20 protein-coding genes and 5 tRNA genes are annotated in these 21,155 nt (G+C 41.9%); 3 read left to right on the plus strand and 22 right to left on the minus strand.

What is annotated here, in order from left to right; all coding sequences use genetic code 11:
- Positions 1 to 25 precede the first annotated feature (25 nt).
- The 9 genes from VKA52_RS05140 to VKA52_RS05180 form a co-directional block, all read right to left on the minus strand.
- Positions 26 to 640 carry a superoxide dismutase gene (locus tag VKA52_RS05140; RefSeq protein ID WP_146812835.1) on the minus strand — a complete coding sequence of 205 codons (615 nt, stop codon included), beginning with the start codon at positions 638 to 640 and terminating at the stop codon, positions 26 to 28.
- Between the two features lie 175 nt (positions 641 to 815).
- A tRNA-Phe gene (locus tag VKA52_RS05145) sits at positions 816 to 888 on the minus strand.
- Positions 889 to 982: 94 nt separating this feature from the next.
- Positions 983 to 1,075: transfer RNA gene (locus VKA52_RS05150), tRNA-Ser, on the minus strand.
- A gap of 11 nt (positions 1,076 to 1,086) precedes the next feature.
- Positions 1,087 to 1,163 (minus strand) — tRNA-Ile (locus tag VKA52_RS05155).
- A 3-nt stretch (positions 1,164 to 1,166) separates the two neighbouring features.
- Positions 1,167 to 1,242, minus strand: a tRNA-His gene (locus tag VKA52_RS05160).
- Between the two features lie 22 nt (positions 1,243 to 1,264).
- Positions 1,265 to 1,341 (minus strand) — tRNA-Met (locus tag VKA52_RS05165).
- A gap of 369 nt (positions 1,342 to 1,710) precedes the next feature.
- Positions 1,711 to 3,348, minus strand: coding sequence for a Na/Pi cotransporter family protein (locus VKA52_RS05170; protein WP_160915027.1), 1,638 nt, complete (start codon positions 3,346 to 3,348; stop codon positions 1,711 to 1,713).
- 199 nt (positions 3,349 to 3,547) lie between these two features.
- Positions 3,548 to 5,329 (minus strand): methyl-accepting chemotaxis protein, encoded by a 1,782-nt coding sequence (locus tag VKA52_RS05175; RefSeq protein WP_326314447.1) that lies wholly within the window; start codon positions 5,327 to 5,329, stop codon positions 3,548 to 3,550.
- A 95-nt stretch (positions 5,330 to 5,424) separates the two neighbouring features.
- Positions 5,425 to 6,045 carry an NfeD family protein gene (locus VKA52_RS05180; protein ID WP_160915031.1) on the minus strand — a complete coding sequence of 207 codons (621 nt, stop codon included), beginning with the start codon at positions 6,043 to 6,045 and terminating at the stop codon, positions 5,425 to 5,427.
- Positions 6,046 to 6,295: 250 nt separating this feature from the next.
- Here VKA52_RS05180 and ispG point away from each other — a divergent pair, with 250 nt between their 5' ends.
- The gene (ispG, locus tag VKA52_RS05185; protein WP_160915033.1) at positions 6,296 to 7,420 is read left to right on the plus strand and encodes a flavodoxin-dependent (E)-4-hydroxy-3-methylbut-2-enyl-diphosphate synthase; all 1,125 of its coding nucleotides are present in this window, start codon (positions 6,296 to 6,298) and stop codon (positions 7,418 to 7,420) included.
- A gap of 31 nt (positions 7,421 to 7,451) precedes the next feature.
- On the opposite strand, the gene VKA52_RS05190 is transcribed toward ispG, so the two are convergent.
- Both VKA52_RS05190 and VKA52_RS05195 read right to left on the minus strand, forming a co-directional pair.
- Positions 7,452 to 8,027, minus strand: coding sequence for a DUF4190 domain-containing protein (locus tag VKA52_RS05190; protein WP_326314448.1), 576 nt, complete (start codon positions 8,025 to 8,027; stop codon positions 7,452 to 7,454).
- 115 nt (positions 8,028 to 8,142) lie between these two features.
- Positions 8,143 to 8,871, minus strand: a complete 729-nt coding sequence (locus VKA52_RS05195) for a transglycosylase SLT domain-containing protein (protein ID WP_326314449.1) — start codon at positions 8,869 to 8,871, stop codon at positions 8,143 to 8,145.
- 190 nt (positions 8,872 to 9,061) lie between these two features.
- On the opposite strand from VKA52_RS05195, the gene VKA52_RS05200 reads away from it, so the two are divergent.
- Positions 9,062 to 9,346, plus strand: a complete 285-nt coding sequence (locus VKA52_RS05200; RefSeq protein WP_160915038.1) for a DUF2624 domain-containing protein — start codon at positions 9,062 to 9,064, stop codon at positions 9,344 to 9,346.
- Between the two features lie 217 nt (positions 9,347 to 9,563).
- Here the strand turns inward: VKA52_RS05200 and VKA52_RS05205 are convergent, their stop codons facing one another.
- Together VKA52_RS05205 and VKA52_RS05210 are read right to left on the minus strand one after the other, a co-directional pair.
- Entirely contained in the window at positions 9,564 to 10,457 is an 894-nt protein-coding gene (locus tag VKA52_RS05205) for a deoxyribonuclease IV (RefSeq protein ID WP_160915040.1), read from the minus strand.
- Between the two features lie 15 nt (positions 10,458 to 10,472).
- Positions 10,473 to 11,792, minus strand: coding sequence for a DEAD/DEAH box helicase (locus VKA52_RS05210; protein ID WP_326314451.1), 1,320 nt, complete (start codon positions 11,790 to 11,792; stop codon positions 10,473 to 10,475).
- 175 nt (positions 11,793 to 11,967) lie between these two features.
- Here VKA52_RS05210 and VKA52_RS05215 point away from each other — a divergent pair, with 175 nt between their 5' ends.
- A complete protein-coding gene (locus VKA52_RS05215; RefSeq protein ID WP_160915044.1) occupies positions 11,968 to 12,924 on the plus strand; it encodes a 4-hydroxy-3-methylbut-2-enyl diphosphate reductase in 957 nt (318 codons plus the stop codon).
- A 34-nt stretch (positions 12,925 to 12,958) separates the two neighbouring features.
- Here the strand turns inward: VKA52_RS05215 and VKA52_RS05220 are convergent, their stop codons facing one another.
- The 9 genes from VKA52_RS05220 to VKA52_RS05260 all read right to left on the minus strand — a co-directional run bounded on the left by VKA52_RS05220 (position 12,959) and on the right by VKA52_RS05260 (position 21,142).
- Entirely contained in the window at positions 12,959 to 14,077 is a 1,119-nt protein-coding gene (locus VKA52_RS05220; protein ID WP_326314453.1) for a Nif3-like dinuclear metal center hexameric protein, read from the minus strand.
- Positions 14,074 to 14,781 carry a tRNA (adenine(22)-N(1))-methyltransferase gene (locus tag VKA52_RS05225; RefSeq protein ID WP_160915048.1) on the minus strand — a complete coding sequence of 236 codons (708 nt, stop codon included), beginning with the start codon at positions 14,779 to 14,781 and terminating at the stop codon, positions 14,074 to 14,076. The genes VKA52_RS05220 and VKA52_RS05225 overlap by 4 nt, the downstream gene beginning before the upstream one ends.
- A 69-nt stretch (positions 14,782 to 14,850) precedes the next feature.
- Positions 14,851 to 15,219 carry a cytochrome c550 gene (cccA, locus tag VKA52_RS05230; protein WP_146812822.1) on the minus strand — a complete coding sequence of 123 codons (369 nt, stop codon included), beginning with the start codon at positions 15,217 to 15,219 and terminating at the stop codon, positions 14,851 to 14,853.
- Positions 15,220 to 15,327: 108 nt separating this feature from the next.
- The gene (locus tag VKA52_RS05235; protein ID WP_326314454.1) at positions 15,328 to 15,858 is read right to left on the minus strand and encodes a hypothetical protein; all 531 of its coding nucleotides are present in this window, start codon (positions 15,856 to 15,858) and stop codon (positions 15,328 to 15,330) included.
- A gap of 79 nt (positions 15,859 to 15,937) precedes the next feature.
- Positions 15,938 to 17,071, minus strand: coding sequence for an RNA polymerase sigma factor RpoD (rpoD, locus tag VKA52_RS05240; protein ID WP_089654288.1), 1,134 nt, complete (start codon positions 17,069 to 17,071; stop codon positions 15,938 to 15,940).
- A gap of 37 nt (positions 17,072 to 17,108) precedes the next feature.
- On the minus strand, positions 17,109 to 18,920 hold the full coding sequence (dnaG, locus tag VKA52_RS05245) for a DNA primase (protein WP_326314455.1): 1,812 nt from the start codon (positions 18,918 to 18,920) through the stop codon (positions 17,109 to 17,111).
- Positions 18,921 to 18,957: 37 nt separating this feature from the next.
- Positions 18,958 to 19,419, minus strand: a complete 462-nt coding sequence (locus tag VKA52_RS05250) for a YaiI/YqxD family protein (RefSeq protein WP_160915054.1) — start codon at positions 19,417 to 19,419, stop codon at positions 18,958 to 18,960.
- A gap of 255 nt (positions 19,420 to 19,674) precedes the next feature.
- The gene (locus VKA52_RS05255) at positions 19,675 to 20,487 is read right to left on the minus strand and encodes a pyruvate, water dikinase regulatory protein (protein ID WP_089654291.1); all 813 of its coding nucleotides are present in this window, start codon (positions 20,485 to 20,487) and stop codon (positions 19,675 to 19,677) included.
- 25 nt (positions 20,488 to 20,512) lie between these two features.
- A complete protein-coding gene (locus VKA52_RS05260; RefSeq protein ID WP_326314456.1) occupies positions 20,513 to 21,142 on the minus strand; it encodes a helix-turn-helix transcriptional regulator in 630 nt (209 codons plus the stop codon).
- Between the last annotated feature and the right edge of the window lie 13 nt (positions 21,143 to 21,155).

Genomic DNA, 21,155 nt, shown 5'->3' on the forward strand with positions numbered 1-21,155 from the left:
ATCCATGCCTCTCCGTAATTTTCAATTATTTAGCTGCGTCGAAACGCTTTGCTACTTCATCCCAATTTACAACGTTCCAGAATGCTGAAACATAGTCAGGACGACGGTTTTGGTAGTTCAGGTAGTACGCATGCTCCCAAACATCAAGACCTAAAATTGGAGTTTTACCTTCCATAATCGGAGAATCCTGGTTAAGCGTATCGATTACTTCAAGGTCACCATTATTGACTACTAACCAAGCCCAACCAGATCCGAAGCGGCCTTTTGCCGTTTCTTCAAATTTTTCTTTGAACTGGTCCAAACCGCCGAACGTATCATTGATTTTCGTAGCAAGATCGCCTGTTGGCTCACCGCCACCATTCGGAGACATGATTGTCCAGAAAAGGCTGTGGTTTGCGTGGCCTCCACCATTTCTACGAACCGCTGTGCGGATATCTTCCGGTACAACAGAAAGATTATTGGAAAGAAGCTCCTCCAAGGACTTGTCTTGAAGATCTGCATGTCCCTCAAGTGCATTGTTAAGCTTTGTCACATATCCGTTGTGGTGCTTCGTATGGTGGATGTTCATTGTTTCCTTATCAATAGTAGGTTCTAGAGCATCATAAGCATAAGGTAGTTCTGGTAGTTCAAATTTAGCCATAATGTAACTCCTCCTTTAAAATAATATGTAAAACAGAAGCATTCCGCTTCACATTTTACATTATCAAACGGAAAATTGATTAGCAAATGTTTTGCATCACGATATTAAGAATTCCCTGAAAAGAAATTTTAAAACATAAAAAAACAATCAAGAAACACTTGATTGTCTAGAAGAGTGGCTCGGGACGGAATCGAACCGCCGACACACGGATTTTCAGTCCGTTGCTCTACCGACTGAGCTACCGAGCCATGATAAGCATTCATTTTCATTGTTGATTTGACTCCATATTTCGTTTCAATATATATAGAAATGTTCTGCTCTCATAAGGGTAATTATGTATTATGGCGGAGGAGGAGGGATTCGAACCCCCGCGGGCCGTAAAGCCCCTGGCGGTTTTCAAGACCGCTCCCTTCAGCCAAACTTGGGTACTCCTCCGGAACATGATGTGGTGGACCCTGCAGGACTCGAACCTGCGACCGATCGGTTATGAGCCGATAGCTCTAACCAGCTGAGCTAAGGGTCCACATGGGGCGGTTGATGGGAATCGAACCCACGAATGCCGGAACCACAATCCGGTGCGTTAACCACTTCGCCACAACCGCCACGTTTTTATTTATGTATATATGGTGGCGGTGGAGGGAATCGAACCCACGACCTCACGGGTATGAACCGTACGCTCTAGCCAGCTGAGCTACACCGCCAATTAGTATCGCTTATGAGCGACTTAAATAATATAACATTTATATATGAATGCGTCAACTGTTTTTTCTCTTTCAAATCAGCGACAAAAATAATATATCACGCCCTCCCTTTCCTTTCAAGAGTTTTTTTAAGAAAAGTATGGAATTGTATAGACTTTCACATACACTTCTTTTGCACTGGACTGAGTTTCGGGATATTTGAATGGGATTAGACACTGCTGGAAAAGAAGTTTTTCACCGGGATAAATTAAAATATTTCTATCTGATCTAAGGTCTGGTCAATGATTTATAGAGCTTTTTGATAGTTACCGCCATCTTATATCACTTATTTTCAACAAAAAAGGCGGCTGTAAAAGCCGCCTTTCTCCATTATAGACTTTCTTTTTCTCCTAACACTTCTTCAGCAATGTTCACGGCATGGTCACCGATACGTTCTAAGTTGCTGATCATATCTACAAAGACAATACCTGCTTGCCCAGTACAAACACCCTCATTCAAACGAATGATGTGTTTCTTACGATAACTGCGTTCCATGCGGTCCAATTCATTTTCTTTTTGAACGACGGCCAGTGCTTCTTCACGGCTCATCGTTTCAAGCGATCTGGTCGCCTGCTTAACAGTCATTAATGTTAAATCAAACATCGTATTTAAATCCTCAATAGCCTGAGGAGTAAGGTTCACTTTATTGGAGTTCTTATAATCGATCAACTCAATGATATTCTCAAAATGGTCACCAATACGTTCTAAATCTCTAACAGAATCCATTAGTGCCGAATGCTTATGACTCTCCTCATCTGAAAGAGAAGCTTGAGATAGATCAACCAGATAATCTGTTATTTTACGATCAAGGTTGTTCAAAGCATCTTCAATTTGCATAGCCAGTTCAGAATGCTTTTGTTGTTTGTTGTTCAAATATAGGCTTGTTTCTTCAAGGCCTTTATAAGCATATTCACCCATTCTTACAACTTCTTCTTTTGCTTGATCTAAAGCAAGGGATGGAGATTGCTCAATAAAAATCGGATCTAAATGCTGTGGTTTATGATCAATTTCTGAATCCTGTCCTGGTACCAGTTTAATGACAATCCATGCGAGGACTGCAATAAACGGGAATTGCACAACCGCATTAGCAATGTTGAAGGATCCGTGGGCAAAGGCAATGGTCATTTCGGGCTCCAGATCCATACTTGTTTGCAACCAGTTCACATACCGCTCAAATGGAACTAGAAAAATCAAGAATACGGTGGCACCTAACACATTGAATATAACGTGAGCAAAGGCAGCTCGCTTCGCTCCGACACTTGCACCGATGGATGCAAGAACGGCCGTGATCGTGGTACCGATATTATCACCAAACAATACCGGAATCGCTGCTTGTAAATCGACAAGCCCTTCACCCAGCAACGTCTGCAAAATTCCGATAGTTGCACTGGAGCTTTGTACGATTACCGTAAATAAGGTACCTACAATAACACCCAAAATCGGGTTATCACTCATGCTTACCGTCAAATCCTGGAAAGCTTGTAATGATCGTAGTGGTTTCACCCCTCCGCTCATCACTTCAAGTCCAAAGAACAATGCACCGAGACCGAAAATGGTCTGACCAAAGTTCGCGACTTTTTTACTTTTGAAAAAGAATAGCAGGAAAGCACCAACAGCAAGGATTGGAAGTCCATAAGCTTTAATATCTATACCAATAATAAATGCAGTCATGGTTGTACCAATGTTGGCACCCATAATAACACCAATCGCTTGTCTGAATGTCATGAATCCCGCATTGACAAGACCAACCGTTAGTACGGTTGTCGTACTACTACTCTGCAAAAGAATCGTAACGACCGTACCCGCGATCACACCCATAAATGGATTGCTCGTGAAACGGTCTAATAGTTCCCTCAAACGATCTCCCGCTGTACGTTGTAGTCCATCCGCCATATACTTTAAGCCGAATAGAAAGATACCGAGTCCACCGATGAATTCAAATATCATCTGTTGCACATCGATTTCCATGTTCTCCACCCTTTCCTCATCCAAGTTTCATCATTTTTCTCTTTATTTAAACAACCTCACTCATATTAACCATGGAAAAAACTTTTGTAAAGGTAATTCACGAATCTTAACATTAAATTTACATTCGCATAATACTGAAGCAATTTCCATGTGTTATCCGAATTTTCCAATAAAAAAAGGACCTTAAGAGGACCTTTTTTTATGATGCCTTTTCCTTCATTAGAGAATCTGGTTCCTGTTTTTCTCCTGCGCCCTTGTCTTGCTGATCGGAGTAATCTTTCTTCTCAAATTGATTGGACGCAATGATAAACGATAGCTCCTGCGTGAGTTCAATCCATTCAGTCGAAAAAGAATCAAAGGTTTGCATTGCCCTCTGCTGACGGTCAGAAGTATCCACTAGTTTCCCTGTGGAAAGAACCTGGTTTGAGATAACTTTTTTCATACCTTCAATGACATTCTCCATTCGTGGCATAACCTCTCCACCTTCTTTTAACTGATGTTTGGTGGACTCCAATTGTAAATTAAACGCACTCATACCTTCTGATAAATGCTCGAAAGCATCCTTCGATATATCCATTTGGTGCTGTCGCTCTAGAATATCCCTTTCCATTTGGTCAAATTGACTGGAAAGCTCTCCCCCGAGGGACATCACATCCTTCATCCGCTGATCAATGTCAACAGCTGCTGTTCTTGACCGATCTGCCAGGCTTCTAACTTCCTTAGCCACTACTGCGAATCCTTTTCCTTGCTCTCCAGCACGAGCGGCTTCAATAGAAGCATTCAATGCAAGCATCCTCGTCTGCTCTGCAATCTCCTGAATTTTGTTTCCAGAATCCTGGATGTTCGACATGTAGTCTTGAAAAGATATCACTCTCGAAGTCATTTCGTGAATTTCGTTTCTCAAACTGTGAAAACATTGATCGACCTGTTCGACTCCTCCATTCCCCGAATGCACCGCTTCATTCATCCGTTCCTGTTCTCCAAAAAGGTTTTCCAACGTATGATGTAACTGGACGAAGACTTTGTTCAATTCATCGAACACTTCTTTTTGGCTATCCATATATCGAGAAGTCAAGTCACTTCCGTCTTGAACTTGATCCACACTTTTCCGTAAATCTTCATAAACAAGCTTCAACTCATGAGAGGAATCATCCATCTTTTCCCCTCCCTTCCCCAGTTGATCGACAGTCCCTTGTAGAGAGTCCAAAATAGCTGCAATCTTATGTATAAGTTCTTCGTAACTTTTTCTTAACGACTTAATCTCAGGAAGACTCGTACTAATGGAACCTGCCTCACTTAAAACACCATTCCTCGCTTGCTTCATAACACGCTGCATCTGTTTCACTGGGTGAACAATTCTCCCCACAATAAAATAAACGATCACTCCGATCGCAAGGACAGTAATAAAGCCTAATATTATTGTGTACAAGGCCAATTGGCGTACTCCACTCATAAAATCCTTCTCGGGTACTCCTAGAACATAGATTCCTTGCAGTTCTTGGACGGGTGCGTAGGAAAGTATGTATTTCTCCCCTTTCAACTCTACAGTTTCTGTGCCATTCTCTTTATTCAACAGATCCTGCGAAAGTGATTCTGGTAAAGAAGTTTCATCCATGGACGGGTAGGAATATACCCCACTGTTATTTACAAAATAAGCTTCAGAAGATAAACCATCTTGTTGGATTTCTGCTTGTTGTGCATTCGAATACCCTTCCATTCTTCTTGAGAATTCTTTCTGATCTCCAACAAAGGCATACATCAATTGCTCTGCCACATCCTGAGCCATCAGCAACTCACGTTCCAGACGGTCTTGAACCAGATCTACTTGATTTTCCTTAGCTTTCGTATAAGAAAAGAAACCAATCAATGAAACTGAAATAAGCACAAGGACACAAACAATGACTGTCAACCTGATTTGCAAATTGATTTGAGGCCATTGAACTTTTGGAATTCTTGATTTAAGTCTTATCGAGTCTTTCATAAAATAAACACTCCATCTCTTTGATTGATTGCACAAACAAAGTATGACGACAGAGTGTTAAGGAATTGTTAATAATCTTTTAAGGTTTGGTAATTTCACAACTTCTTGACCAGGATTTTTGTACCATCCACTTTCACTACTTTAATTTGATCGCCTCTCGTAATCCACTGACCATTGGAAACAGCACTGTATTCTTCATCCTCAATTTTCACCGTACCTACAGGTCTCATGTCTGTTAGGGCCTCGCCTTGCTGTTCAAGTAAGTACTGGTATTTTTCATTCATTGAATTATATCCCATTTCTGAGGACATTTGATCATTGAGAGCCATTTTCGACCACATTTTTCGGTGTTTGAAAACTTTCAAGAACAGTAAGGAAGCCGCTCCCCCTAAAATAACCCCTATAACACTGTACAACCCAGCCACCCAATTAGGTGCACTAAAGCCAACAGCAATAATCATCGTTGCAGCACCAATGATCGCAAGAGTCCCGTCATTCAGCAGTTTCCCATCAATGATCATAAGTATAATTCCCAGGAAATAAACGAGCATCATGACGATAAACATTTCTGTTTCAAGGTAACCTGAGAAATAAACAGTTATAAAGCCAAAGCCGATAATGGCGAACAATCCACGCATATTGACGAGTAATTCCCCAATTAAAAACATCGTACCGAGAAAAGTAATAAACAAAGCGATCCAATCATAAGTAAACATGATGGCTCACATCCTCTCCTTAATTACTATATGTACGTTCGAAGATCCCTTTTTGTTTCAAAGTCTCCATTATTTTTTCTCTATTACTCCCATGATATAATGATGACAACATTTATGAGTTTACACAAATTTAACTTACAAATGTGCATATTTAAGGTTCCTGACTTCTCATTTGCAAAAATAGCCCTTATAATGAAGATTGGAATTCATCTTGCATACCTTTTTGTGAATATACAAAGGAGCGATATTAATGGCAATTACGCACAGAAAAGATACTCGTCCCGTAAGAGTCGGAGACGTTACGATAGGTGGATCGGATGAGGTTGTGATTCAATCCATGACCACCACCAAAACACACGATGTAGAAGCAACAGTCGCTGAAATCAAACGTCTGGAGGAAGCCGGATGTCAAATCGTGCGAGTGGCTTGTCCAGATGACAGAGCCGCTGATGCGATTCCTGAAATTAAAAAACGGATCAACATTCCATTGGTTGTTGACATCCACTTCGATTATAAAAAGGCTTTGAAAGCCATTGAAGGTGGAGCAGACAAGATCCGCATCAACCCAGGGAACATCGGGAAACGTGAAAAAGTCGAGGAAGTAGTAAAAGCAGCAAAAGCAAAGGGCATTCCGATCCGAATCGGAGTCAACGCAGGTTCACTGGAGCGCCATATCCTTGAAAAATACGGTTATCCTACCGCAGATGGAATGGTTGAAAGTGCCTTGCATCACATTAAGATTCTTGAGGATCTTGATTTCCATGATATTATTGTATCCCTTAAAGCTTCGGACGTGAAATTGGCTATTGAAGCTTATGAAAAAGCAGCAGCAGCCTTCAACTATCCAATACACTTGGGAATTACTGAATCTGGAACTCTTTTTGCCGGCACGGTGAAAAGTGCTGCAGGACTTGGAGCCATCTTAAGTAAAGGAATTGGAAGTACTGTGCGAATCAGCTTGAGTGCTGACCCTGTGGAGGAAGTAAAAGTAGCGAAAGAACTTCTCAAATCCTTTGGTCTTGCGTCTAACGCTGCGACTTTAATTTCCTGTCCAACTTGTGGACGAATTGAAATTGACCTGATTTCTATTGCCAATGAGGTTGAAGAATATATTCAAACCATTAAAGCACCCATTAAAGTGGCTGTGCTTGGCTGCGCAGTCAATGGCCCTGGTGAAGCGAGAGAAGCAGACATCGGGATTGCTGGTGCCCGAGGGGAAGGTCTACTCTTCCGCCACGGAGAGATCATCCGTAAAGTACCTGAAGACATCATGGTCGATGAACTGAAGAAAGAAGTCGACAAATTGGCTGAAGAACACTATGAAAAAGAACGTCAAGAAAAAGAGAAGCTAAAACAAGAGCAAGAACAGTCCTAAAAAAGGTGACCCTGAACAGGGTCACCTTTTTTTATATCAAGTTATACATTGGGGCGAAGAATAAAGAAAATGCGATGGAAACGACACTGACAATAATCGCCATATTGCCAAGTGTATCGGCTCCTCTTCGTTTACCGATGATCCCAAGAACAATCCCGGCCGCACCGAGTATTAACGGAGCAAAAAAGAAAGAAAGGATCGCGGCGGATAACCCTAGCCAGCCCATCCCCACTTTAACATCTTCCTCTTCTTCCATTGTTGTTTCCTTTTCCTCGTTATTCATAGGTTCATCTATCGGCCCTACAGCCGCTTCTTGAGCAAACTCTTCCTCATAACTATCGCCATAAACAGGCTGATCTGATCCACGACCATGATCATCGACAGCAGTAACGTCATTATACTCAGCCGCTCTAGCCTCTTTATAACCCGGTTCCTGTCTTAAATCCTGATCTTGGATTTCTTCAAAAGCTTCATTCAGGACTTGTTCTGTCGACGGCTCGTCATGTTCGTCAACAGCTTCTTCATGAACTTGCTCTAATTCATCCCCGTGCTCAGGAGCTTTTTGCGTATTTTGATGATTCTCAACAGTATCTTTCGGATCATGCATTAGAATACCCTCACTTTCTGTTTGAAGAATCATGATTATTATATGGAGAGTACAAGAAATTACATAAGGGAGTTGATGGTAAAAAAACGCCTGACTATAAGTCAGGCGTTCCCAATCAATTCGCTAATACTACAGTCGTATGATTTTCTGCTTTCTCTTGGATCTCTTCTGCATACCAGCTTTCTGCGTGTCCATTTTCTTTTTTATATGCTTTCAAGCCACCCATGCCTCGGTGATATGCTGTGAGTGCTTCGTCCCAATTATTATATTTCTTTTTTAAGAAATCTAAATAAACTAATGATAATTGCATGGAATAATAAGGGTCAAAAAGCAACTCTTCTTCATATGGTAAGCCAGCCATATCAGCAATCCACGGGGCGGTATTTTTCATAAATTGTGACATCCCGTACGCATGTCCATATTTGGTTTCAGGTCCCACCAGCTCAGGGTCAAAAGTTCCTCCCGTCTCCACTTTTAAGAGCTCATAAACAAGATAGGGATTGATTTTATAACGCTGGGCTTCCTTAACGAGGTACATAGCCCAGGACTTTTTGAAATTCCCATCACTCTCACTTACAAGTCGATCTGCTTTCTTTTCAATTTCCGGCCATGTGTGATAGCCACTTTCTTCTTCTTCGGCTGAAGGCTTTTCCTTCAAATACTCATTCGTCGACTGTAACCGTTCAATTTCCATGGATAGTTTTTGATTTTTATTTTTCAATTCCTGCTTTTGATCTTCCAGGGCTTTTTCCTGCTTCTGGTTCCATTGGTTGAAAGCAAAAAATGTCACCATGACGAGAAGCAATGCCATACCCGTTGTCCAAAGAGGTTTTTGTTCTTTCATATTTGTTTTTCACTCCTTCACGCTCTGCACCGGTACTTTTGACCAGCACCACACTGAACCCATTTGCTTATACTAACCGAATAAAATATGTAATTCAATTGAAACACTTGTAGACATAATTTTTTAAAAACACAAATCCTTCTCAACATTCATATGGTGTAGTAAATAAGGAGAGAGGGAGTATAAGCCTATGAAGAATGTGGCACAACAGTTAATTACCCAGAAATTGAAGCAGTTAACCGTAAAAGAACTACTTTTTTATAGTCAGAAGTATCAAATCCCTATATCTAAGGATGAAGCCACTGCCATTGTCACAGCATTGAAAAAAAATAAAGATAACCCTTTCGACCCCGATGGACGGAAGCGCATGCTCAGTAAACTTGCAAAAATCACATCAAAAGATACAGCAAGATCTGTAAATAAACTGCTCATGAAAATGGCAAAAGAATACGGAGTAGAGCATTGGCTAAGATAAAACCTGATTAAATTCCATTCTCTATCGAATAAACACTCCCATTAGTTGAAAACTTTATTTCGAGAAATTTTTTCCTGCAGGAGAACGAATAGCTGGCCGAGTGCCCCTGACACTTCAACAAGGAAACGACCCCATAAATTCTTGAAACGGAGGCTTCCACTGCCTGCCATTTTATTTAATAACTAACAAAAAAAGAAGGGGCCCAGAGGCTCCTTCTTTATTGTTGCATGATTTTTTCTTTTAAACCTTCATCAAAAACGCCTTCTTTAACCATATCGATTTCATAGCGATACGGAGGCTTCTTATTTTTCTTATCTTCCCCTACATATGGCGTTTCAAGAATTTTTGGCAGGTCTTTCAATGTTGGATGATGAATGACTTTATGAAGAGCATCGAAACCGATATGGCCGAACCCGATATTTTCGTGCCGGTCCTTGGCTGCTCCTTTGATGTTTTTACTGTCGTTCACATGGACGACCTTCAAACGATCGATGCCCACTATTTTATCAAATTCATCCAAGACGCCATCGAAATCCTCGATGACATTATAACCTGCGTCATGAATGTGACACGTATCCATGCAGACAGATAAGTTCTCATTGTGGGTTACCCCATCAATGATTTGCGCCAACTCGTCAAAACTTCTCCCGATTTCAGAGCCTTTTCCTGCCATTGTTTCAAGAGCGATTTGGACCTTTTGGTCTTTATGAAGTACCTCGTTCAAGCCTTCAATAATCTTCGGCAATCCCTTTTCTACTCCTTGTCCAACATGTGACCCTGGGTGGAGCACGATTTGCCTTGCTCCTAGAGCTTCTGTACGTTCTATTTCATTCCTTAAAAAATCAACACCAAGTTGGAAAGTTTCAGGTTTTGTTGTATTTCCTATATTGATGATATAAGGAGCATGGACCACGATGTCCGTGATGCCATTCGCCTTCATATGCTCAGTCCCTGCTTCGATATTCAATTCTTCAATGGGACGACGCCTTGTATTCTGCGGGGCTCCGGTATAAATCATAAATGTGCTTGCACCATACGAGGTTGCTTCTTCGCTGGCGCCCAGCAGCATTTTTTTCCCTTTCATAGACACGTGTGACCCAATTTTCAACATACAATCTATCCTTTCTTATTTCTTCTTGAAACGACTCTGCTTCAGCTTCCTCATGTTTTTATCTGTTTGCTGTTTCATTTTCTTCTTGTAGCCAGGCTTCACTTTTTTCGGTTTCCGTACCATCTGCTTCGCTTTCTTCTCTAAATCGGAAGCATGGCGCTCACGGTTCTGTCTCTCGTTGTAGGCATTTGTTTCTTTCCATTCACCATTTTTCACTTCATAAAATTCAAAGGTAAGTCCTTTTTTCTCGAGCTTCTGAATAAGAGGCAGATCGGATTCCTTATACAAATTGATAGCCGTTCCTTGCAATCCAGCTCGAGCCGTTCGTCCGACTCTGTGAATGTAGAATTCTTCCTCTTTCGGCATTTGTGCGTTAATCACATGACTGACGCCTTGAATATCGATGCCTCGAGAAGCAAGGTCTGTGGCCACAATATACTGGTAACGCAAGTTCTGCAACTCTTTTAGCATTCTTTTTCTTTCTCTTGGTGAAAGACCTCCGTGAAGAATTCCTGTTTCAAGACCTCTCTTCGTCAATTCCCCAGCAAGCTCATCGGCATGATTTTTTCCATTTGTAAAAATGATAGCCAAATAAGGTTGAATCGCCTTCGATATTTCGACAATGACTTCGGCTGGTTCTTTATGTCTTAACGGGACTAAGCGGTGCTCCATCGTTTCTGGTGATGGTTTGTCATCTTCAATCTCAATGTGTGTCGGGTTCGTCAAATATTTCTTTAAGAATGGCTGTAGACGTTCTGGAATGGTCGCCGAAAAGACGAGCATCTGTACATCCTGGTCCATCCTGACGAGAATTTGGTCTACTTCTTCAATGAATCCTAAATCCAGCATCAGATCCGCTTCATCCAGCACAAACGCTTTGGCTTGGTAGAGGTCAATAGCCTCCTCTTTTACCATATCTAATATACGACCAGGTGTTCCGACGACAATATGCGGAGCTCTTGAAGACAGCTTGTCAACCATTTTCTGCTTATCCGTTCCACCTATGAGGAGTTTTGAACGCCAAACCTCTTCTTTCCCAGCCATTTGAATGGCCTTTTTCACTTCATCCTGAATTTGAATGGCTAATTCTCTTGTTGGCGCTGTAATTACAAACTGTACATGGTCCGCCTCTTCATCCATCTGGTTCAATAGTGGAAGTAAATAGGCATGTGTCTTCCCTGATCCTGTATGGGACTGTCCGATGAGACTCTCCCCTCTTAATGCTGCAGGCAGTACCTGCTTTTGAATGGGGGTGGGTTTTTTAAAGCCTAACCCTTCTACAATTCGACTGACTGTAGAAGTGATGGCATATTGTTCAAATGTATGCTTACTCATAACCGTTCTCCTTTAATGTAAAATGTTCCTTCCTTATTATAATAGAGCAGAAGACAAATTGCACGATAACCTTGTCTTAGAACGTCTTTCTTTGTCATCTTTCCCTTTACCCTTTATAATGATAATGGTATCTTTAAAGTTATTGGATTGGATTTATAGAGGAGGACGTTAATCAATGGAAGTCATTAAAATCGCCCCTCGCGGTTATTGTTATGGTGTAGTAGATGCAATGGTCATTGCTCGTAACGCAGCTAAAGACCCAAACCTGCCACGTCCTATTTATATATTAGGTATGATTGTCCACAACTCACATGTAACCGATGCCTTCAAGGAAGAAGGGATCATTACGGTAGATGGAAAAAATCGAAGCGACATGCTCGAAGGCATTCACGATGGCACGGTTATTTTTACCGCTCACGGTGTTTCTCCTCAAGTGAAGGAACGCGCCAAGGCGAAAGGATTGACCGTTTTAGACGCCACCTGTCCTGATGTCACAAACACCCACAATTTGATTAGAAAGAAAGTAGCTGAAGGTTTCGAAGTTATTTACGTAGGAAAAAAGGGACACCCTGAACCAGAAGGCGCGATGGGAGTAGCACCAGGTAAAGTCCATCTCGTCCAAACAGAAGAAGATGTGGAAGAACTTAATCTGGATCATGACAAATTGATGATCACCAACCAAACGACAATGAGTCAATGGGATGTCTATGATGTCATGGAAAAGGCAAAGGAAAAGTATCCACAACTCGAAAAACAGCAGGAAATCTGCATGGCGACCCAGGTACGGCAAGAAGCTGTTTCTGAGCAGGCGGGTGAAGCTGATTTGACATTGGTTGTCGGTGACCCGATGAGTAACAACTCCAATCGACTCGCCCAAGTCTCTATGGAAAAAGCAGGCACAACAGCTTACCGTATTGCTGATGTGACAGAAATCCAGTTAGAATGGTTGGAAGGTGTAGAGAAAGTAGCCGTTACAGCGGGAGCTTCAACTCCAACTCCGATAACAAAAGAAGTCATTAAATTCATCGAGCAGTTCGATCATAACGATGAAAGCACATGGATTCGCGAGTCAAAAGTTGAACAGAAAAAAATCTTACCTCCCGTCCGTGCCAGAAAAAAAGTAAAGAGATAAAAAAAGGATGAAAGCCTACGCTTTCATCCTTTTCTTATACAACGGTAAAGGGCTCTGTATTCGCTTCGGAAACAAAAATGTTTAAATCTCCCTCTTTGTTACATGTCTCTTCCAAGTATTGTTTTACTTTTGGACAGACAACCTTTTCAACATGGTGCCCGGGATCAATGAGGGAAAGTCCCATCTCCATGGCATCTTGTGTCATATGAAATGTCATGTCTCCCGTAATATAAACATCGGCACCACTTCTCTTGGCCTTATGAATGTATTTTTCACCACTGCCTCCAAGAAGCGCGACTTTCTTCACTTTTTTATCCATATTTCCAGATACACGTACATGAGGAACACTGTATTCTCTCTTGATTAACTCTACGAGTTCACGTAAAACCATAGGATTTTTGAGTTCTCCTACACGCCCTGCTCCCACTGGTTCCCCTTCGTTTAATAATGGATAAACATCATAAGCGACTTCCTCATAGGGATGAGCTTCTTCCATCGCTTTCAATACTCCGGATAGGCGTGACTTTGGAACAATCGTCTCGATTCGTTTTTCGTCAACGATCTCAAGCTTTCCTTGTTCACCGAGGTATGGATTGGTACCCTCTTCCGGCTTGAATGTTCCTTGTCCGGAAAGCTGGTACGTACAATGACTATAATTGCCTATATGCCCTGCACCTGCTTCACTGATGGCATTCCGCAATTCATCTGCGTGATTTACCGGGACGAAAACAGTGAGCTTTACTAGAGAGTCGCTGCCTGTTTCAATCAGCGGACGGCTACTCGTTACTCCAATCAGTTCAGCCATAACATCATTCACACCGCCTTTAGCAATATCAAGGTTCGTATGGGCGGCATAAACCGTGATGTCATTTTTAATCAGTTTCTGAACAATTCTTCCTTTCGGTGTATCCAAATTGATTTGATTCAATTTGACAAAAAGCAGAGGATGATGGGCAATAATTAAATCCACTTCTTTTTCAATCGCTTCATCTACAACGTTCTCCAACACATCAAGAGTAACCATAATGTTTTTTACCTGCTTATTAAGTGTACCGACTTGGAGCCCCACATTATCCCATTCAAAGGCCAACCCCTTAGGTGACCATTTTTCAAATTCGCGGATGATATCTTGAGCCGTGTACGTTCGATTCATGATTGCAATACCTCCTCTAACCATTCCATTTCCTTTTGATGTTGTTTCAATTTTTCTTCATCAGGGGAAGTTGCTTGCTTCATCTGTTTCACAATATATTGTTTCTTCTTCCATTCCTCTTTGCATTTCTTAATAAACGGATCCGGTCGTTTCTTTAATAAGAATGGCCCGAGCCACATTTCTTTCTCTATCACCTGCTGATGGTAAGAGGAGGAAGGATCTCCCTTTTCTGCAACAAGGACTTCATAAATGTGCCCACTTTCCTCTACAATTGCCTCATCCACGAGTGTATAGTCATGCTGGAAGAACCACCTTCTTAAAGACCTGGAATCGATGTTGGGCTGTACGACAATCCGGTGGACATTAGAAAGCTTCTCCTTCCCTTTTTCCAGAATATCACGGATTAAAGGTCCACCCATACCTGCAATGACCACTTGCTTTATCTCTCCTGGATCAACAACTGCGAGCCCGTCCCCGAGACGGACTTCGATGCGGTTCTCAAGCTTATGTTTTTCCACTTCGCTTTTCGCACTATCATACGGACCTTGATTTACTTCTCCTGCAACAGCTCTTGCTTCCGGGTCCTTCAGGCATACAAAGCACGGAAGATACGCGTGATCCGAACCGATGTCAGCAAAATGGGCCCCCTCCGGTAAATAATCAGCAACAAGTGCTAAACGTTGGGATAATTGATTAACATTCATAGACTCTTTCCTCTCATAAAAGAAAAGCTTTCTGATTGGCCAGAAAGCTTTTCGTTCTTCATCTTATTGTTATTTCTTTTCGGCCAGCCATTCAGCCAATTTAGTTGCTTGCTCTCCTGTATAAAGACCAGCAGGCATGGCTGAGCCTTTACCATTTACGATGATGTCATTAATTTCTTCAGCTGAATAGCGGCTTCCTACTTCTTGAAGGTTAGGGCCGGCTCCTCCGCCAAGATCTCCACCGTGGCAGCTTGCACATTGGTTCTGATACAATTCTTCAGGACTTGCACTTGCGGTTTCTTCTTGCTTCTCACCGCCGCCCTCTTCTTCGTTCTGAATAGCTTCGCGTTGATTAATCCCCGCTGCAGATACGACAATCATAACGACGATCCCCAGTACAGCGATAATGGCGAATGGAATCACAGGGTTCTTTCTCATTTGTTGCAACCTCCTTATGTATTCCCTCATATAGAATTTTCGTGTCTATTCGACTATATTTATTTTACTTGAAAACCGTTACTTATTAAAGAGATTTGATGTGAAAACTTATGAAACAATGTAAATTATTAAAAAAATAAAGCCCATGATACCTGAATAGAAAAGCGTTTTCACTTTCCATAACCAACCAAGAAAAACCCACAAAATTAAATGTAAAGAGAGAGTTATGTAAAAGGAAAACAAAGAACCTATGATTTGTTGATTAAGATGGACAGTCATCAGCAGCAGAATCAGAGCGCCATTGAGTAGCGGAATAAAAAGCCAGTCCGGCTGTTTATATTGTAACCAACGAACGTTAATCCATACTCCCATTACAAAACTCGACAAAACCACTGTTTGCATTATGATTCCCATTTCAGTAAAATAAATGACAAGAAATGAAAGGGGTAACAATAAAGCATTCACTGTTACGAACATATAAAAGCCTAGACTTAGTGCCCCCGAGCTTTCATTGTTTCCTTGATTTTCACCCTTAGTATAAAGCGCTAACAAAAAATTGCAATATTCATCTGGAAGCAGACGATTTTGTTTCCAGTACCTGATTTCATCAACAATGGTTTGTGTCCGTTCATGCTTCATAGCAGCCTCCAAAAGAAAAGATAACTCAGGAGTCCTCCCGCATCCATTTGCGAAAGGAGCCCTGAGTCGGAAAGAACCTTTATTCCATGAAGTCCTTCAAACGTTTGCTCCGGCTTGGGTGACGGAGTTTACGCAAAGCCTTCGCTTCAATTTGACGGATTCTCTCACGAGTAACCCCAAACACTTTCCCTACTTCTTCAAGTGTTCTTGTACGGCCATCGTCCAAACCGAATCGGAGCCTGAGTACATTTTCTTCTCGATCTGTCAATGTATCGAGAACATCCTCAAGTTGTTCTTTTAACAGTTCATAAGCAGCATGATCTGAAGGAGATGTTGCTTCCTGATCTTCAATGAAATCACCTAGGTGAGAATCATCTTCCTCCCCGATCGGTGTTTCTAAGGATACAGGTTCTTGTGCAATCTTTAGAATTTCACGCACTTTATCTGGAGTAAGGTCCATATCCTGCGCAATCTCTTCCGGTGTTGGTTCACGCCCAAGATCTTGAAGAAGTTGGCGCTGTACTCGGATCAGTTTGTTAATCGTCTCCACCATGTGGACAGGAATACGGATTGTACGAGCCTGGTCGGCAATCGCTCTTGTAATTGCCTGTCGAATCCACCATGTGGCATAGGTACTGAATTTGTAACCTTTACGATAATCGAACTTTTCTACCGCTTTGATCAGACCCATGTTACCTTCTTGAATCAGATCAAGGAAAAGCATTCCTCGGCCTACATATCTTTTAGCGATACTTACAACAAGTCGAAGGTTGGCTTCTGCCAAGTCACGCTTCGCTTCTTCATCACCATTCTCAATACGTTGAGCAAGGCTGATTTCATCTTTGGCAGATAGCAGGTTCACACGACCGATTTCTTTAAGGTACATACGTACAGGGTCATTGATTTTAACCCCAGGTGGTACACTCAAGTCATTAAGGTCGAACTCTTCCTCTTTATTCAATTGCTTCATACTTGGATCTGATTCCGAATCCCCGATCACTTCCACACCCTGCTCATTCAGGTGCTCATAGAATTCATCCATCTGATCAGAATCCAGCTCGAAGCTCGATAGTTTTTCCGCTACCTCTTCATATGCGAGGATCCCTCGTTTTTTCCCTAACTCTACCACTTGCTCTTTCGCTTGCTCAAGTGTCAATTCTGTTTGGTTCTCATTTTCTTTAGAACGTGATGGCTGCTGTTGCTTATCTGCCATAAGTCCCCCTCCTTCCAACAATCTATACAAACTCTACCTAGTGATGTTTTAACTCTTTTCTGCGTTTGATGATTTCCATCGCAATTTCTGCTGCCCGGATCGGCTCATTTTGCTGTTCAGCCTTTTTCAACTCAGATTCAAGGTTTCTAATATCCGTTCGATCCCACTGTTCTGATCGAATCCTTGAGATGTAATCATGGATTTCCTGATCAGAAACTTCTTCGCTGACAGGGGCCATTGCAAGCTCGATCGCCAAATTTTTAATGGAAGCATCTTCAATCATCTCGACGAACTGACTGATATCCGATTCATTGCCGTCTTCATAATATGCATAAAGATGGGTGACAATGACCTGATGGTCTTCAATATTGAAAGCTCCTCCGATTTCCTCTTGAACTTTATCAGCGATATATGGATCTCTCAACATATACGCAATCAGTTTTCTTTCTGCATTATGAAAAGCGGGTAAAAGTTTTTTTTGAACCGTTGGCTGCCTTGTATCATTAGTATATCGGTTCTTTGGCTCCTTATCCTTGACACCGCTTTGCGATCGAATACGCTGAACTTCTTCTTTTAGAGTCTCTCCGGAGAGCTGAAATTCTGTAGCGATCTCATTCAGGTAATGCTCTCGTTCGACAGCACGGTCAAGCCCTGCAATCTCTTGTAATACCTTTTCGATATAAGTGATGCGATCTCCTTCTACTTGCAGATTATAATCTCTACGCAAGTAATTCATCATAAAGGAAATATACGTATCACTCGTATCGATAATTTCACGTTTAAACCGGTCCCCTCCATACTTTTGAATGAAATCATCCGGATCGAGTTCATCAGGGACACGAGCAACGTACGTTTGACAGCCCACGCTTTTTAAGAGCTTCGCTGCTTTAACAGCTGCTTCAATTCCAGCGCGGTCCCCGTCATAGCAAATGATGATCTGCTCTGCGTATTTCTTCAAAAGGTTCGCCTGGATATTTGATAACGATGTACCCATTGTGCCTACGGCATGGTGAATACCCGCCTGATCAGCAGAGATGACATCTCCGAAACCTTCGAACAGGATCACCGTTTTTTCCTTTCGGATGGCGGAGCGGGCAAGGTCGAAGTTATAAAGCAGACGCCCCTTGTGGAAAAGTTCCGTCTCCGGACTGTTTAGATATTTGGGTTCCTGTTGTCCAAGAGACCTTCCTGCAAAAGCTACGGTTTTCCCTAAGTGATTCCTTAGTGGGAAAATCACTCTCCCACGGAACCTGTCCGCATATTCTCCATGATCATTGGTACTGAGCAATCCTGCCTTGACCATTGATTGTGGATGATACCCTTTCTTTTCAAGGAAAGTTACAACAAAGTCTCTGGAATCCGGTGAATATCCTATTTGATATTTCTGGATCGTTTCATCGGTAAAACCACGGTCGATTAAATACTGATATGCTTCCCGACCATCCTTGGAATTCTTTAACAAATGGTGGTATAATTTAGTCAACCATTGATGGGCTTCAAGCATCGACTGAGATTCCTGGCTCTTTTCTGACGGAGCTTCTTCAGATAGTTGATCAGGAAGATCAGTACCTGTCTGCTCAGCCAGTTGTTTTAGTGCCTGGATAAAACTAAACCCTTCAATCTCCATCAGGAAGGTATAGACATTCCCTCCCTTTCCACAACCAAAGCAATGAAAGATCTGCTTATCTTGAGAAACGGAAAAGGAAGGAGTGTTTTCCCCATGGAAAGGACAAAGGCCGAAATGGTTCCTGCCTTGTTTCTTCAAATCGACGTAATTGCCGATCACTTCTACAATATCCGTTGATCTTCTAATTTCATCGACTTTTTCTTCTGGAATATGTCCAGCCATAAGATCACCATACTACTCAATTATTCTCGTTCAAAGCTTAAATTCCTTCATGTTCTGACAACAATTTTTGGAAAACAGATCGGAACTTTGCGCGATCATCCGCTGTAAATGCCGATGGACCCTTCCATTTCTTTCTCTGCTTCATCGTTTGCTGCCGTATGAACTTTTGGTTCATGATGTTATCTGCATCATTTTCTCTAACCAGTTTACCTCTTGGAGTAAGTACATAAACCCCTTTAGAAGTCAATAATACAGCCAGAGAAAGATCCTGGGTAATGACGACATCGCCTTCTTCCACTTGATTGAGGATATACATATCGACAGATTGCGATCCATCATCCATGAACCTCCATCCAGCCTCTGCCTTCTCTTGGCTATAATGATTAACGGTCGCTATGAAATAAGGATGTAGATCGTACTGCATACAAACATCGATGATTTCTTCTTGTACTGGACAGCTATCTGCATCGACATAAATATGAACATTTAAATTTGGCATAGTATCAATATTTCTACAATAAGCGGTAGAATCCTCCTTAAAAGTGAATGTTTTATTTTTCTGAAAAGTAAGTGCCTTTAATAGCGCATGGTCAGAAAATTTTTTTAGGAATGGACATCCCTTCATTATAAGGATTTTTACCACAAATAGATATTATAATACATTCCTATCGTTTACGCTATGTCTAATTGTACCTAATTTCATTCTTCCCAACAAAAGTCGCGCTTAATCAAAGCGCGACTTCCGCTATTTGTACTATTCCTGGGCATTCTGACGTAATTTGTTCATAATAACATTGGCTGTCTCTTCAACCGCTTTGTTTGAAACATCAATTACTGGACAACCAATCCGCTCCACAATCCGGTTGAAATGATCGATTTCCTGTTGAATACGTGTCATATTCGCATAGCTTGCCTGATCTCCAAGTCCTAATGACTTTAATCTTTCTTTTCTTATATCATTTAGTTTTTCTGCACTGATACTCAAGCCTATGCATTTATCGGGATCGACGCGGAATAATTCAGATGGTGGCTGTACTTCCGGTACAATCGGTACATTCGCGACCTTCAGGCGTTTGTGAGCCAAATACTGAGACAATGGAGTCTTGGATGTTCTAGAAACACCAATCAGTACGATATCGGCTTTGGATATGCCCCGTGGGTCACGACCATCATCGTACCGAACAGCAAATTCGATGGCCTCTACTCTCTTAAAGTAATCTTCGTCCAATTTATGAACAAGCCCCGGCTCAAGGCGAGGTTTAATTTGCAGGTGGTTTTCCATAACCTCCATCATTGGTCCCATAATATCCACACACTGAATGCCGTGTTTTTCAGCTTCTTGTTTCAGGTGCTGTCTGAACTCTGGAATCACTAATGTAAAACCGATCATTGCTTTATGTTCTTTGGCTTGCTGGACCGCTTCGTTAATCGTCCCTTTATCTTCTACATAAGGGATTCGCTGCAAATCAAAAGGTCCATCATCAAACTGACTGAGACAAGCTTTTACGACCAGTTCTGCGGTCTCCCCAACTGAATCTGATAAGACATAAATTAAGGGCTTTTCCATAAACGATCCCTCCTCCCCACTGAAATCACAGGTGTTGGTCCCTGGCCAACTCCACAAGTGCTTTCGTTATATTTGTTTTCGTCAGTCGGCCCACTACTTTCAATCCTTCGTCAACAGGTTGGACGACTGGAAGACCATCAATTTGTTTTTCAATCAACTTCTGGGCGGCATCCAATAACAAATCTTCAGGTTCACAAACCGTTAGATTTGGCATTCTTGTCATAATGATATGGACAGGAACGGACGTTAAGTCCTGATTGCCGATACTCGCTCTGAGCAGATCTTTCCTTGATAACACCCCGGTTAGTATGGAATGTTGATCCGTCACAAACAGAGTCCCTACATCCTCTAAAAACATGGCACAAATGGCATCATAAACCGATACATCTTCTTCGACAACGATCGGGCGGGATTGATATTCATCCACTTTGAACTTCTTCAGTTTTTCAGTAAAGAGTTCAGACCCTGTTTTGCCCGTGAAGAAGTAACCCACCCGTGGGCGGGCGTCCAAGAAGCCTGCCATTGTCAAAATAGCTAAGTCTGGACGCAGCGTAGCCCGTGTCAAGTTCAACTGATCCGCTATATTCTCACCTGTAATTGGCCCGTTATCTTTCACAATTTGAATGATTTGTTCTTGCCTGTTCGATAGTTCCAATCTTTCTTCACCC

Source organism: Halobacillus sp. HZG1 (genome assembly GCF_035818575.1).
Taxonomy (GTDB): Bacteria; Bacillota; Bacilli; order Bacillales; family Halobacillaceae; genus Halobacillus; species Halobacillus litoralis.

What these genes read in the sequence shown, in the direction of transcription:
- VKA52_RS05140 (WP_146812835.1), bottom strand. Translation starts at nt 640, where the DNA reads ATGGCTAAATTTGAACTACCAGAACTACCTTATGCTTATGATGCTCTA.
- VKA52_RS05170 (WP_160915027.1), bottom strand. Translation starts at nt 3,348, where the DNA reads ATGGAAATCGATGTGCAACAGATGATATTTGAATTCATCGGTGGACTC.
- VKA52_RS05175 (WP_326314447.1), bottom strand. Translation starts at nt 5,329, where the DNA reads ATGAAAGACTCGATAAGACTTAAATCAAGAATTCCAAAAGTTCAATGG.
- VKA52_RS05180 (WP_160915031.1), bottom strand. Translation starts at nt 6,045, where the DNA reads ATGTTTACTTATGATTGGATCGCTTTGTTTATTACTTTTCTCGGTACG.
- ispG (WP_160915033.1), top strand. Translation starts at nt 6,296, where the DNA reads ATGGCAATTACGCACAGAAAAGATACTCGTCCCGTAAGAGTCGGAGAC.
- VKA52_RS05190 (WP_326314448.1), bottom strand. Translation starts at nt 8,027, where the DNA reads ATGCATGATCCGAAAGATACTGTTGAGAATCATCAAAATACGCAAAAA.
- VKA52_RS05195 (WP_326314449.1), bottom strand. Translation starts at nt 8,871, where the DNA reads ATGAAAGAACAAAAACCTCTTTGGACAACGGGTATGGCATTGCTTCTC.
- VKA52_RS05200 (WP_160915038.1), top strand. Translation starts at nt 9,062, where the DNA reads ATGAAGAATGTGGCACAACAGTTAATTACCCAGAAATTGAAGCAGTTA.
- VKA52_RS05205 (WP_160915040.1), bottom strand. Translation starts at nt 10,457, where the DNA reads ATGTTGAAAATTGGGTCACACGTGTCTATGAAAGGGAAAAAAATGCTG.
- VKA52_RS05210 (WP_326314451.1), bottom strand. Translation starts at nt 11,792, where the DNA reads ATGAGTAAGCATACATTTGAACAATATGCCATCACTTCTACAGTCAGT.
- VKA52_RS05215 (WP_160915044.1), top strand. Translation starts at nt 11,968, where the DNA reads ATGGAAGTCATTAAAATCGCCCCTCGCGGTTATTGTTATGGTGTAGTA.
- VKA52_RS05220 (WP_326314453.1), bottom strand. Translation starts at nt 14,077, where the DNA reads ATGAATCGAACGTACACGGCTCAAGATATCATCCGCGAATTTGAAAAA.
- VKA52_RS05225 (WP_160915048.1), bottom strand. Translation starts at nt 14,781, where the DNA reads ATGAATGTTAATCAATTATCCCAACGTTTAGCACTTGTTGCTGATTAT.
- cccA (WP_146812822.1), bottom strand. Translation starts at nt 15,219, where the DNA reads ATGAGAAAGAACCCTGTGATTCCATTCGCCATTATCGCTGTACTGGGG.
- VKA52_RS05235 (WP_326314454.1), bottom strand. Translation starts at nt 15,858, where the DNA reads ATGAAGCATGAACGGACACAAACCATTGTTGATGAAATCAGGTACTGG.
- rpoD (WP_089654288.1), bottom strand. Translation starts at nt 17,071, where the DNA reads ATGGCAGATAAGCAACAGCAGCCATCACGTTCTAAAGAAAATGAGAAC.
- dnaG (WP_326314455.1), bottom strand. Translation starts at nt 18,920, where the DNA reads ATGGCTGGACATATTCCAGAAGAAAAAGTCGATGAAATTAGAAGATCA.
- VKA52_RS05250 (WP_160915054.1), bottom strand. Translation starts at nt 19,419, where the DNA reads ATGCCAAATTTAAATGTTCATATTTATGTCGATGCAGATAGCTGTCCA.
- VKA52_RS05255 (WP_089654291.1), bottom strand. Translation starts at nt 20,487, where the DNA reads ATGGAAAAGCCCTTAATTTATGTCTTATCAGATTCAGTTGGGGAGACC.